Here is an 11,743-nt window from a genome sequence, read left to right on the forward strand (position 1 = left end):
CGCGGCTTGGGAACGGTGAGAGTGGTGGGGGTCACAGGACTCCTCGGTGTGGAGGTGTGCGGAGTCCTCGCGGGACTCACACGCACGAATCATGGGGTTGTCCGCTGGAAGCGGATCGTGGGACGCCGCGCCCGGTAGGACGGAGAGTCGCCCGTCAGATCACGGATCGCGCGGGAGGTCTCGTGCCGGCTGGACGCCGACGGAAGATGTGCGGAGCGCGTATGGGCTCGAACGGAGCCAGAACCATACGGCTACCCGTCGACTATAACAGTCGCTGCCGTTCCGGGGATTCCCTCACCTGGATTGGAGCGCGTCGAGGGCCACGGCCATGGCGATGACCAGGCGGCGGTCGAGGCGCGGGTCGTGGATCTCGATGGCGTACCGGTCGCGCAGGCCCCAGCGGCGGTCGACCGAGAACGCGATCGAGGCGCCGATGCTGAAGTCGAAGTGGTACGGCAGCCACTCCAGCGAGTCGGCGAAGCGGCGGAGCAGCGCGACCACGAAGTTCCGCTCGTGCCCGGTCAGCGTCGGCAGGCCGGGCTGCTGGAGGTGCCAGGTCGAGCGGAGCAGCGACTGGCCGAAGTTCTTCCGGAAGGTGCCGATCGAGGCTCCGGTGTGGTCCACGACGTCGTACTCGCCGGCGATGTCGAGCACCTTGCGCGCCTTGAAACCGGCGAGGACCGTCTCACGCGACTCGTCGGTGTAGAGCGTCACCTGCTCCTTGAGCGCCATCCGCTTCTGCTCGGCGAAGCCCACCAGCTCGCCCTCGGAACCGCCGGGACCGGCCACATGGACGACGTACCTGTTCACCATCATGGTGATCTTCTGCCGCAGGTACAGCCGGGTCTGCCCCTGCAGGGTCGCTATGTCCATGTGTAACTCCCACGACGGTCTTTTGGCTCCCTATATGCCCCCTTCCACGAGAAGATCACCGGCGCGGACCCCGGAATCGCCAAATCAGGGACGCCTCAGGGAGAGTCAGGGTTTTATCAGGGTCCCTGGCGGAACCTGACGTGTTGAACGGTCCGTTGTACCGGGTGACGAAAGGAACCGACGATGTACCGATCGAGACAGCACAAGATGATCGCCGGTGTCTGCGGGGGGCTCGCGGAGCGGTGGGGCACCTCGCCGACCGTCATCCGCGTGTTGTTCCTGTTGTCCTGCCTCCTGCCCGGCCCCCAGTTCGTGGCCTACATCATCATGTGGATCATCTTCCCCAAGGCCCCGGCCGCGTCCGCGCCGGGCTACGACTACTCGTACGGCCGCAGGTAGGCGGCGGGGGGCCGCGCGGGCGCGTCTATGGCTCACATCGGAATATGCTCACATCGGGAGAGGTGAGCGATGATGCGGCGACGGCCCCTGACGCTGATCCAGGACGACCTGGTCGACTACGAGAAGGCCATGGAACGCATGGCCGCCCTGGTCGAGGAACGGCAGGACGACGCGCGGCCCGACACACTGTGGCTGCTGAGTCATCCGCCGGTCTTCACCGTCGGCAAGCGCACACTGGAGTCCCACCTCCCCGACCCGGCGGCCGGCATCCCCGTGGTGCCGACCGGCCGCGGCGGCCAGCTCACCTACCACGGCCCCGGGCAGCTCGTGGGCTACCTGGTCGTGAAGCTGGACACCGGCGAGGGCGTGGTCGACTACATCCGCGAGGTCGAACTGCGCCTGGTGGAGGCGCTGGCCGCCCTCGGCGTCCACGCCGAGCGGCGCGACACCCCGCCGGGGTCGGAACTGCTTACGGGCGTGTGGACCAGGGACACCGGCCGCAAGATCGTGTCCATCGGCATGCGGGCGAGCCGGGCGGTCACGAGCCACGGCTTCGCCCTCAACGTGGAGGGCGACCTCACGCCGTGGAACCTCGCGATCCCCTGCGGCATGCCGGACGTGGAGATGACGTCGGTCGCCCACGAGCTCGGCCGGGCCTCCATGGAGGAGACCCGCCGGGCCGTCGCCACCGCCTTCGAATCCTCCTGAGCTCCGCCCCTCGTGACCTGCGGCCGGAAGCCCCGGGCGCTACGCTGACCGCGATCATTCGCGACGGTGAGAGGTGCCGCCCATGACCACCGACCCGACGATGACCCGGATCGGCCAGGCGGTGGAGTTGCATCACGGCCAAGGTCAGCGTGACGCCGCTCGCGACCTGTTCGCGCAGATCTGGGATGACATCGGCGGTGAGCAGGGCGACCCGCTGCACGTCTGCGTCCTCGCCCACTCGATGGCCGACGTGCAGGACGACGTTCGGCAGGAGCTGATGTGGGATCTGCGCGCGCTGGCCGCCGCCGATCTCGTCACCGACGAGCGGGTCGCCGAGGCCGGCGTGCCGCTCTCGGTGGCCGGCCTGTATCCGTCGCTGCACCTGAACCTGGCCGAGTGCTACCGCAAGCTGGACGATCTCGGCCGCGCCCGGGAGCACCTCCAGAAGGCGCGGGCCGAGATCGGCGCGCTCGGCGACGACGGATACGGGCGGCTCATCAGGGGCGGCCTGGACCGGCTGGCCGAACAGCTGGGTGAGCCCACCTGAAAGCCGGGATCAGGCGACCGGTTCGGGCTGGTCCACGTCGTCGACGGTGCGGCGGGGGCCGGTGAACCAGTGCCTGGCCGACAGGCGCCACCACAGGGCGATGCCGACGAGCACGGCGCCTACGGCGAGGGGGGCGTAGTTGACCGACGTCCAGGTGAAATCGGCGTTGCCGGGCACGCCCGCGGGTGAGATGGGCAGCACGAAGTAGACCGAGATGATCGCGATCTCGATCACCGCGATCCAGCAGAGCACCTTGTATTTGCGGCCCAGCGTCCACGGGCCGGTCTGGAAGGCGTCGCCCGCGCGCAGCCGCAGCCAGATCGGGATGAGGAACGCGAGGTAGAGCCCGATGACCGCGATGGACACCACGGCCAGGAACGCCACCGGCGTCGCGGAGCCCTCGGGGGCGTACAACGCGGGCAGGGTGATCAGCAGCGCGACGGCGCAGCCGCCGATGATCGCGTTGACCGGCGTGCGGTTGCGGTCGACCTTGGACCACAGCCGCCAGCCCGGCACCGCGCCGTCGCGGGAGAAGGCGTACGTCATCCGGGACATCGAGGTCACGCAGCTCATCCCGCAGAAGAACTGCCCGATCGTGGAGATGCCGAAGACGACCGTGGCGAGGGTGGACGACAGCGACGAGGTGAAGATGGCCCCGACGAAGCCGCCCTCGGCGTCGACGGCCTCCACGTTCGTGGCGGCGAACAGGAAGGCCAGCAGCAGGATCCAGCCGCCGATCGCGGAGTAGAAGATCGACTGCCACAGGCCCTTGGCCGCCGCGCGGGCCGCGCCGTGCGTCTCCTCCGACACGTGCGCGCAGGCGTCGAAGCCGGTGATCGTGTACTGCGTGAGCAGGAAGCCCAGCGGCAGCACGTACAGCCAGAAGGCGGGCCCGGAGTCGCCGTCGCCGAAGCCGGAGTGGTTGAACGTCTCGAACAGGAAGCCCACGCTCTGGTGCTTCGACGGGCCGAAGACCAGGATCAGCACGACGGCCGCCGCGCCGAACACGTGCCACCACACCGAGATGTTCTGCAGCAGCGAGATCAGCCGGTGGCTGAAGATGTTGATCAGCGCGTGCAGCACCAGGACGATCGCGAACAGCAGGAAGGTCTGGTGCAGCGCGTTGCCGTTCGCCCAGGAGTCGCTGAACCGGCCGACCACGATGTTGAGGAACGTCGCGCAGCCGTAGTCGACCGACGCCGTGACCGCGATCAGCCCGATCAGGTTCAGCCAGCCGGTGAACCAGCCGTGGACCGGCCTGCCGAGCTTGGCGGCCCACCAGTAGATGCCGCCCGCCGTGGGGTACGCGGAGACCAGCTCCGCCATGCAGAAGCCGATGATCAGGATGAACGCCGAGATCAGCGGCCAGCCGACGGAGATCGCCAGGGGCCCGCCGTTGTTCCAGGCCTGGCTGAAGGTGGTGAAGCAGCCGGCCAGGATCGAGATGATGGAGAAGGAGATCGCGAAGTTGGAGAACCCGCTCCAGGTGCGGGCCAGTTCCTGCTTGTAGCCGAGTTCCGCGAGTCGTTGGGCGTCGTCGTCGAGGGTGTGCGCCATGAGGCCTCCTCTAACCGGTGCGGGATATCCGGCCGCTGACCTCGTCGGTCAGCCGGCCGAAGCAGGGGTCCGCCAGGTCCCGTACGGCGCGGGCGAACTTCTCGGCCGCCTCCGCGTCGTAGTCCAGGGCGGGCAGGGCGCGGTCGCGGACCAGCCCCCGGTGGACGACGAACCACAGCGCCCAGGTGAGGTTGGCCATGATCAGGTTCAGTCGTACGCGGGGGACGTGCTCGTCGTCGCCGAAGTAGGCCCGTGTGAGCCGTACGACCTGGCCGGGGTCGAAACCGGCCTCGGCGGCGATGTCGCCCAGTTCGAAGCAGGGGTCGTTGTTGCCGGACAGCTGGTAGTCCACGATGCGGACGCCGCCGCTCGTGGCGATGAGGTTGCCGCAGATCAGGTCGTTGTGGCAGGGGACGGACGGCAGCGGGCGGCGGGCGAACGCCGCCTCGATGTCGTGCGCCAGCGGCAGCACGTCCTCGAACCCGGCCGGCAGCGCCAGGTCGTGGGCCCGGCACCGGGCCAGGTAGTCGCGGAGCGTGCCGAAGATGGAGAAGTCGTTGGCGAACCGGGGCCCGGCGTGCAGGCGGCGGCAGGCGGCCGCCACCTCCTCGATCCGCGCCGCCACGGCCGGGACGTCGAGGGTGACGCCCTCGACGTACTCCAGGACGAGGGCGCCCGGCAGCACGTGCACGACCCGGGGGCCGACGCCGGCCGCCGCCGCGGCGACCGTGTTGGCGATCTCCTGGTCGAGCGGGATGCCGAGACCCGCCTCGGTGATGCGCGGATCGAGCACCCGCAGGATCCAGCGGTCGCCGCCCGCGCTGTCGATCCTGGCGACGTGGTGGCTGAGCCCGCCCGTGATCGGGGTGAAGGTCAGCGGCCGTCCGGCCCAGCCCGTGACGACATCACGCACGTCACCGACAGGATCTGGCATGCCCGGCTCCTTTGGTCTGCCTTCAGACCATTGCTCTGATTCTCCGGGCGGGGTGTTACGGGACGGTACCAATGTCGCAACGTCCCGCGCCTCGCGGCGAGGTGATCAGCGCACGCGGCCGACGCCGCCGAGCGCGCCGGCCTTACCCTCCCGTACAGAGAGGTACTCGGCGTCGGGCCGCCAGTCCTGCAGCGGCACCACCCCCGGCTCGACCAGGTCGAGGCCGTCGAAGAAGGCGAGGACCTGGTCCCGCGACCGGGAGGTGGTGCCGGGGACGGAGGTGCGGCTGAAGACCTTGCGGCCCTCCTCCTCCTGGCTCTCGCTCAGTTCGCCGAGCGAGCCGTGCGAGACCACCAGGTAGCCGCCCGGCGCCAGCGGGGCCCGGAGCGCTGAGACGATCTTCAGGGCCTCGTCGTCGTCGGGGACGAAGTGCAGCACCCCGAGCAGGAGGACGGCGAGCGGCTCGGAGAAGTCGAGGTGCGCGGTGACCTCCGGATCGGCCAGGAGCGCCTCGGGATCCCGCATGTCCGCGCCGACCGCGATCACCCGCTCGTTCTCGGCGAGGATCGCCCGGGCGTGGACCAGGACGATGGGGTCGTTGTCCACGTAGACGACGCGCGACTCGGGAGCCATTTCCTGGGCGACCTGGTGGACGTTGCGCTGCGTGGGAAGCCCGGCGCCGATGTCGAGGAACTGCCGGATGCCCTGCCGGGAGAGGTACGTCACGGTCCGGACCAGGAACTCGCGGTTCTCCCGGGCGATGTCCGGAAGGTTGGGCAGGATCTCGATGATCTTCTGGGCGGCCTCGCGGTCCACCGCGAAGTTGTCCTTGCCGCCCAGGTAGTAGTCGTACATCCGGGCGACACTGGGTGCGAACGGATCAACGCCCGCCGGTGCCCTCTGCTCGTCCACGGCACCCCTCCTCGTCGTACATCACGGATGGTACCGGGCTTGATCAGGATATTGCGGACCTTTACGGCGGAAGCTCGCCGCGGGTGGGGAGGCCCTGCCACGAGCTGGGGCTGGCCACGGCGAAGGCGGCCACGGAGATGCCGCGCTTGAGCCGGTCAGAGGGGTGGAGTTCGTCGAGGATCGCGCTGAGGTAGCCCGCCACGAACGCGCCGCCGACCTCGGCGGGGTCGACGGACGTCACGGGGGCGGCCTGGGTGTCGTAACGCAGGCCCTCCACGGTGGCGCTGGCGCCCTTGGCGCCCCGGGTCACGACCAGCTCGGGGACCGACGCGAGCGCCGGCTCCACGAGCCCGAGCTCGTCCTGGGTCGCGAAGAGCACGTCGGCGCAGGCGGCCAGCTCGGTCAGGCCCTGTCGCGCCTCCTCCACGCTGTCCCACAGGTGCGGGCGGTGGTTGACGTCGACGGAGACGAGCACGCCGGCGTCCTTGGCGAGTTTCGCCGCGTGGTGGACGGCGCTGTAGGCGTAGCCGCTCAGCCCGACGGTGACGCCGGTGACGTGCAGGATCCGGGCCGACTGGACGGCCTCGCCGGGCACGTCGCCGGTCGTCAGGCGCGAGCCCGCCGACCCGCCTCGGTAGTACGCCGCGTGCGACGACCGCCCGATGCGCCGCTGGCGTACGACGAGGCCGGTGGAGGCCGTCGGGTCGACCCGTACGGCCGAGACGTCCACGCCCTCGCCGCGCAGGACGGTCAGCGTGCGGACGCCGAGCTCGTCGGCGCTGACCCGGCCCAGCCAGCTCACCGAGTGGTCGAGCCGGGCCAGGCCGACCGCCGTCGTCAGCTCGGGTCCCTCCACGTCGAGGCGGGTGCCCATGTCATGGCGCAGCCGGTCGGCCGAGACGACGGCCAGCGCCTCTCCGAGCGTGAAGACCTCGGTCATGCAGTGTGTCCACGGGGTAGCACCGGAAAAGCATGGCAGACCGTGATCCGCTCGGAAAGTGCTTCTGGAACGATCCGCGCCGTGCGCGGGCTCAGCCGCCGAACGCTTCCACGGCGGCCTGGCAGAACGCCTTGAGGTCGTCCGGCTTGCGGCTGGTCACCAGCGTGTTCGGGCCGCCGGTGCAGACCACGACCTCCTTGTCCACCCAGGTCGCCCCGGCGTTGCGCAGGTCGGTCCGCAGGCTCGGCCACGAGGTGAGCGTGCGCTCGCGCACCACGTCGGCCTCCACCAGCGTCCACGGCGCGTGGCAGATGGCCGCGACGGGCTTGCCCGCGTCGAAGAACTCCTTGACGAACCGTACGGCTTCCGGCTGCATGCGCAGGAAGTCGGGGTTGGCGACTCCGCCGGGGAGGACCAGCCCGTCGAAGTCGGACGCCGAGACGTCGCCCGCCACCGCGTCCACGGGGAAGGTGTCGGCCTTGTCGAGGTGGTTGAACGCCTGCACCCGGCCCCGCTCGGTGGAGATCAGCTTCGGCGTGCCGCCCGCCTGCTCGACGGCCTTCCACGGCTCGGTGAGCTCGACCTGCTCGATCCCCTCCGGGGCCACGAGAAATGCGATCGTCCTGCCCTGAATCATCGTGCTCCTTCTGTGTTTCCCGCTTCGCTCATCGGGGCGCTCACGTTCCGGCCGGTCGTGCCGGAGGCGCGCCATGAGCGCTTCCCTCGTCGCTCGTTCCTCGCTCCTCAGTCCAGATCGGCGGCGCGCCCCTCCGGCTCGCTGGGGGTTTTTCAGTCGGTCGTGACGACGCGTGCCCGGTGATCTGCGATCTATGCCGTTCGCGGGGTAGGAACCGGACATGCCCGTGCTGGTGGGGACCTCCGGATGGCAGTACGCCGACTGGCGTGACCTCGTCTACGGGGGAGTGCCGCAGCGGCTGTGGCTGGAGAGGTACGGCGAGATCTTCGCCACGGTCGAGAACAACAACGCCTTCTACCGGCTGCCGAAACGGGAGACGTTCGAGTCGTGGCGGGAGCGCACCCCGGCGGACTTCGTCATGGCCGTCAAGGCCAGCCGCTTCCTCACCCACATCAAGCGGCTGAAGGACCCGGAGGAGCCGGTGGACCGGCTGATGGGCGTGGCCGAGGGCCTCGGCCCCAAGCTGGGGCCCATCCTGCTCCAGTTGCCGCCGACCCTGCAGGCCGACGCCGTACGGCTGCGGGCCTGCCTGGCCCGGTTCCCGTCCTCGGTGCGGGTCGCGGTGGAGCCGCGGCACGCCTCGTGGTGGACCGCCGAGATCCGCGATCTGCTGACGGAGTTCGGGGCCGCCCTGTGCTGGGCCGACCGGCTCGGACGGCCGGCGGGGCCCCTGTGGCGCACCACGAGCTGGGTCTACCTGCGCTTCCACGAGGGCCGGGCCGACCCCTGGCCGGCGTACGGGCGGCGTGCGCTGACCAGCTGGGTCGACCGGCTGGGCGACGTGCCGGACGCCTACGTCTACTTCAACAACGATCCGGGCGGCGCCGCCGTACGCAACGCCGTCACCTTCGCGGAGATCGCCTGCGCGCGGGGGCGGGAGGTGACCAGGGTGCGGCCTCCGGCGGGTCTGGGCGGCGAGGCCCACCGGCAGCGGAACCGGCTGCAGCCCGCCCCCTCATAGGTGTGTCTCCCGCTGAGGGGGCGGGCCGCCGCCCGGGCACACTGCCCGGTCACGCTGCCCGGTCACGCCTGGTCGGGCACGCCTGGTCGGGCACGCCGGTCAGGCGCGCCGGTCGTCGCTCGCGTGCCGGCCACCCGCGACCAGCTGGTCCGGCGACGACTGCCGGGGCACGGAGTAGCGGTGCGGTGCGGTGTCCCCCGCCCTGTCCCGCGCTCGGTCCTCGGCGCGGATCTCGGCACGGTCGGCGGCACGGTCGGCAGCGCGCTCGGCGGCACGGTCCTCGACCCTGTCGTCGACGCCGTCCCGGTCCCGGTCGACCTTGGGGTAGGCCGCGGTAACCGGAGCGACGCCGTCCCGCTCGGCCTCGGCCTCGGTGGCGGGAGACGACTGGAGGCGGCGCTCCAGCTCGCGCTTCTCGGCCTCCAGGCGGGACACGCGGTCCCGCTCGGCGAGGCGCGCCTCGCGCGCCTTGCGCCGCCTGACGGCCCCGCGGCGCAGGCCGCCGGTGATGAGCATCAGACCGACGACGAACACGGCGGCGGTCACCACGCCGGCGATGAAGAACTCGAACGGGCTGAGGTTGAAGGTGCGGTCAAGGATCGTGACCGGCAGGGTGTTCGCGGTGTCGTTGACCGACACCTCGATCACCGCCGCCGCCGCGACCAAAACCAGAAGCAGGCCCAGTAAGACCATCTGCCCTCACTCCCTGGTGCGGTGTGCGATTCGTGGACGGTCTCCGTCTGCCCCCAAAGGCGCGGATCATGTGCTCCCGGTCACAACGGGGCAGCGGTTTGTCAAGCAAAGAACACGCGTTAACACCCTGGTTACAAACGGGCAAAGGTTACGAAATGCCAGAACGGCACTCTCAAGCGTGGCGGACGAACGCCAGGCCGCCTCGCTTCGAAAGGGATCGACGTGACCTACAAGGCCGAGTACATCTGGATCGACGGCACGGAGCCGACCGCGAAGCTCCGTTCCAAGACGAAGGTCCTCGCCGACGGCGCCGAGCCGGGGCTGTGGGGCTTCGACGGGTCCAGCACCAACCAGGCCACCGGTCACTCCTCCGACCTGGTGCTCAAGCCCGTCTTCATCTGCCCGGACCCGATCCGCGGCGGCGACCACGTTCTGGTCATGTGCGAGGTCCTGCACACCGACATGACTCCGCACGCCACCAACACCCGCGCCGCGCTCGCCGAGGTGGACGAGCGGTTCGCCGCGCAGGAGCCGTGGTTCGGCATCGAGCAGGAGTACACCTTCTTCAAGGAGGGCCGCCCGCTCGGCTTCCCGCTGGGCGGCTTCCCGGCCCCGCAGGGCGGTTACTACTGCGGCGTCGGCGCCGACGAGGTCTTCGGCCGCGACATCGTCGAGCTGCACCTCGACCGCTGCCTCGCCGCCGGCCTGAAGATCTCCGGCATCAACGCCGAGGTCATGCCCGGCCAGTGGGAGTTCCAGGTGGGTCCGGGGGGTCCGCTGGAGGTCGGCGACCACATGTGGGTCGCCCGCTGGCTGCTCTACCGCACCGCCGAGGAGTTCGACGTCGCCGCGACGCTCGACCCCAAGCCGGTCAAGGGCGACTGGAACGGCGCCGGCGCGCACACCAACTTCTCCACCAAGGCCATGCGTGAGGGCTACGAGCCGATCATCACCGCCTGCGAGGCCCTGGCCGACAACGCGGTGGAGCACGTCAAGCACTACGGCCACGGCATCGAGGACCGGCTGACCGGCCACCACGAGACCGCTCCGTGGGACAAGTTCAGCTACGGCGTCTCCGACCGCGGCGCGTCGGTCCGCATCCCGTGGCAGGTCGAGGTCGACAAGTGCGGTTACATCGAGGACCGGCGCCCCAACGCCAACGTCGACCCCTACCTGGTCACCCGCCTGATCACCGACACCTGCTGCTCCGCCCTGGAGAAGGCCGGCCAGGTCTGATCCGGCGTCTCACCGCTTCTGTCCGTACGGCTCCCGGGTCACCCGGGAGCCGTACGCGTTTCCCGGGGAAGGCACGGGAAGGTCACGTCCGGTACGCCTGACACGTCTAGCGTCCGGGACATGACCATGATCCGCAGATCAGCCGTCGTCGTCCTGTCCGTCCTCATCGCGGGTACCGTGGCCGCTGTGTCACACCAGCCGGAACCCGCCGCCGCCGGGCGGGAGCGTCAACCCCTCGTCATCGGGCACCGGGGCGCCAGCGCCCTGCGGCCGGAGCACACGCTGCTGTCGTACGAGACGGCGATCGCGCTCGGGGCCGACTACATCGAGCCCGACCTCGTCTCCACCAAGGACCACGTCCTGGTGGCCCGGCACGAGAACGAGATCTCGGGGACCACCGACGTGGAGAACCACCCCGAGTTCGCCGCTCGCCGCACCACCAAGACCATCGACGGGGTCCCGGTCACCGGCTGGTTCACCGAGGACTTCACGCTGGCCGAACTGCGCACGCTGCGGGCCACCGAGCGCATCCCCGACCTGCGCCCGGACAACGCGGCCCTGGACGGCCTGGCCCAGATCCCGACGTTCGACGAGGTCGTGGAGCTGGCCCAGCGGCGCGGCGTGGGCGTCTACCCGGAGACCAAGCACCCCACCTACTTCGACTCCATCGGGCTGTCGCTGGAGGAGCCGCTGCTGGAGGTGCTCGGCCGGCACGGCTGGCGTGACCGGCACGACCCGGTGTTCATCCAGTCGTTCGAGACGGCCAACCTACGCGAGCTGCGCGGGAGGACCCGCCTGCCGCTGATCCAGCTGGTCAACGGGTCCGGCGCGCCGTACGACCGGGTGGCGGCGGGCGACCCGCTCACCTACGACCGGATGGTGACGCCCGCGGGCCTCAAGGACGTCGCGTCGTACGCCGACGGGATCGGCGCGGCGACCTCGCGGGTGGTCCCCACGGGCCCCGACGGCCGCCTGCTCGCGCCGACGACGCTTGTGCGCGACGCCCACCGGGCGGGGCTGGACGTGCACGTGTGGACGCTTCGCGACGAGAACTCCCAGCTTCCGGCCGACTTCCGGCTCGGGGACCCGGCCAACCCGGCGTACCCGCGCACGACCGGCGACGTGACGGGCTGGTTGTCGCGCCTGCTCGACCTCGGCGTCGACGGCGTCTTCGCCGACAACCCCGGCACGGCCCGCGCCGTCCTCGCCGCCCGCACCCGCCGATAGACGCCAAGCGGGAAACGCGGCGGTTTGACAATGATTTTCATTTGCGGGACAGTTGAGTG

13 protein-coding genes are annotated in these 11,743 nt (G+C 70.3%); 6 read left to right on the forward strand and 7 right to left on the reverse strand.

The window, feature by feature from the left end; translation table 11 throughout:
- Positions 1–294 precede the first annotated feature (294 nt).
- Positions 295–873 carry an LURP-one-related family protein gene (locus Mam01_RS30035; RefSeq protein ID WP_204288574.1) on the reverse strand — a complete coding sequence of 193 codons (579 nt, stop codon included), beginning with the start codon at positions 871–873 and terminating at the stop codon, positions 295–297.
- A 183-nt stretch (positions 874–1,056) separates the two neighbouring features.
- Here Mam01_RS30035 and Mam01_RS30040 point away from each other — a divergent pair, with 183 nt between their 5' ends.
- From Mam01_RS30040 to Mam01_RS30050, 3 genes are all read left to right on the forward strand, one after another.
- Positions 1,057–1,272, forward strand: a complete 216-nt coding sequence (locus tag Mam01_RS30040; RefSeq protein ID WP_204288575.1) for a PspC domain-containing protein — start codon at positions 1,057–1,059, stop codon at positions 1,270–1,272.
- A gap of 72 nt (positions 1,273–1,344) precedes the next feature.
- Positions 1,345–1,980 carry a lipoyl(octanoyl) transferase LipB gene (gene lipB, locus Mam01_RS30045; RefSeq protein ID WP_204288576.1) on the forward strand — a complete coding sequence of 212 codons (636 nt, stop codon included), beginning with the start codon at positions 1,345–1,347 and terminating at the stop codon, positions 1,978–1,980.
- Between the two features lie 82 nt (positions 1,981–2,062).
- On the forward strand, positions 2,063–2,527 hold the full coding sequence (locus Mam01_RS30050) for a hypothetical protein (protein WP_204288577.1): 465 nt from the start codon (positions 2,063–2,065) through the stop codon (positions 2,525–2,527).
- Between the two features lie 9 nt (positions 2,528–2,536).
- On the opposite strand, the gene Mam01_RS30055 is transcribed toward Mam01_RS30050, so the two are convergent.
- The 5 genes from Mam01_RS30055 to Mam01_RS30075 all read right to left on the reverse strand — a co-directional run bounded on the left by Mam01_RS30055 (position 2,537) and on the right by Mam01_RS30075 (position 7,507).
- Positions 2,537–4,084, reverse strand: coding sequence for an amino acid permease (locus Mam01_RS30055; RefSeq protein WP_204288578.1), 1,548 nt, complete (start codon positions 4,082–4,084; stop codon positions 2,537–2,539).
- 10 nt (positions 4,085–4,094) lie between these two features.
- Positions 4,095–5,018, reverse strand: a complete 924-nt coding sequence (locus Mam01_RS30060) for a phosphotransferase (RefSeq protein ID WP_204288579.1) — start codon at positions 5,016–5,018, stop codon at positions 4,095–4,097.
- A gap of 105 nt (positions 5,019–5,123) precedes the next feature.
- The gene (locus Mam01_RS30065) at positions 5,124–5,930 is read right to left on the reverse strand and encodes an SAM-dependent methyltransferase (RefSeq protein ID WP_204288580.1); all 807 of its coding nucleotides are present in this window, start codon (positions 5,928–5,930) and stop codon (positions 5,124–5,126) included.
- Between the two features lie 61 nt (positions 5,931–5,991).
- The gene (locus Mam01_RS30070; RefSeq protein ID WP_204288581.1) at positions 5,992–6,870 is read right to left on the reverse strand and encodes a sugar kinase; all 879 of its coding nucleotides are present in this window, start codon (positions 6,868–6,870) and stop codon (positions 5,992–5,994) included.
- Positions 6,871–6,961: 91 nt separating this feature from the next.
- The gene (locus Mam01_RS30075; protein ID WP_204288582.1) at positions 6,962–7,507 is read right to left on the reverse strand and encodes a type 1 glutamine amidotransferase domain-containing protein; all 546 of its coding nucleotides are present in this window, start codon (positions 7,505–7,507) and stop codon (positions 6,962–6,964) included.
- Between the two features lie 220 nt (positions 7,508–7,727).
- On the opposite strand from Mam01_RS30075, the gene Mam01_RS30080 reads away from it, so the two are divergent.
- On the forward strand, positions 7,728–8,528 hold the full coding sequence (locus tag Mam01_RS30080; protein ID WP_204288583.1) for a DUF72 domain-containing protein: 801 nt from the start codon (positions 7,728–7,730) through the stop codon (positions 8,526–8,528).
- Between the two features lie 99 nt (positions 8,529–8,627).
- Here the strand turns inward: Mam01_RS30080 and Mam01_RS30085 are convergent, their stop codons facing one another.
- A complete protein-coding gene (locus Mam01_RS30085) occupies positions 8,628–9,221 on the reverse strand; it encodes a hypothetical protein (RefSeq protein WP_204288584.1) in 594 nt (197 codons plus the stop codon).
- A gap of 222 nt (positions 9,222–9,443) precedes the next feature.
- On the opposite strand from Mam01_RS30085, the gene glnII reads away from it, so the two are divergent.
- Positions 9,444–10,457 (forward strand): glutamine synthetase, encoded by a 1,014-nt coding sequence (glnII, locus tag Mam01_RS30090; protein ID WP_111697347.1) that lies wholly within the window; start codon positions 9,444–9,446, stop codon positions 10,455–10,457.
- Between the two features lie 120 nt (positions 10,458–10,577).
- Positions 10,578–11,684: a glycerophosphodiester phosphodiesterase gene (locus Mam01_RS30095; RefSeq protein ID WP_204288585.1), complete on the forward strand. Its 1,107-nt coding sequence runs from the start codon at positions 10,578–10,580 to the stop codon at positions 11,682–11,684.
- Positions 11,685–11,743 lie beyond the last annotated feature (59 nt).

The organism is Microbispora amethystogenes (genome assembly GCF_016863015.1).
Taxonomy (GTDB): Bacteria; Actinomycetota; Actinomycetes; order Streptosporangiales; family Streptosporangiaceae; genus Microbispora; species Microbispora amethystogenes.

Bases quoted from the DNA above. Each gene is read 5' to 3' on its own strand.
- Mam01_RS30035 (WP_204288574.1), bottom strand. From the start codon at position 873: ATGGACATAGCGACCCTGCAGGGGCAGACCCGGCTGTACCTGCGGCAG.
- Mam01_RS30040 (WP_204288575.1), top strand. From the start codon at position 1,057: ATGTACCGATCGAGACAGCACAAGATGATCGCCGGTGTCTGCGGGGGG.
- lipB (WP_204288576.1), top strand. From the start codon at position 1,345: ATGCGGCGACGGCCCCTGACGCTGATCCAGGACGACCTGGTCGACTAC.
- Mam01_RS30050 (WP_204288577.1), top strand. From the start codon at position 2,063: ATGACCACCGACCCGACGATGACCCGGATCGGCCAGGCGGTGGAGTTG.
- Mam01_RS30055 (WP_204288578.1), bottom strand. From the start codon at position 4,084: ATGGCGCACACCCTCGACGACGACGCCCAACGACTCGCGGAACTCGGC.
- Mam01_RS30060 (WP_204288579.1), bottom strand. From the start codon at position 5,018: ATGCCAGATCCTGTCGGTGACGTGCGTGATGTCGTCACGGGCTGGGCC.
- Mam01_RS30070 (WP_204288581.1), bottom strand. From the start codon at position 6,870: ATGACCGAGGTCTTCACGCTCGGAGAGGCGCTGGCCGTCGTCTCGGCC.
- Mam01_RS30075 (WP_204288582.1), bottom strand. From the start codon at position 7,507: ATGATTCAGGGCAGGACGATCGCATTTCTCGTGGCCCCGGAGGGGATC.
- Mam01_RS30080 (WP_204288583.1), top strand. From the start codon at position 7,728: ATGCCCGTGCTGGTGGGGACCTCCGGATGGCAGTACGCCGACTGGCGT.
- Mam01_RS30085 (WP_204288584.1), bottom strand. From the start codon at position 9,221: ATGGTCTTACTGGGCCTGCTTCTGGTTTTGGTCGCGGCGGCGGCGGTG.
- Mam01_RS30095 (WP_204288585.1), top strand. From the start codon at position 10,578: ATGACCATGATCCGCAGATCAGCCGTCGTCGTCCTGTCCGTCCTCATC.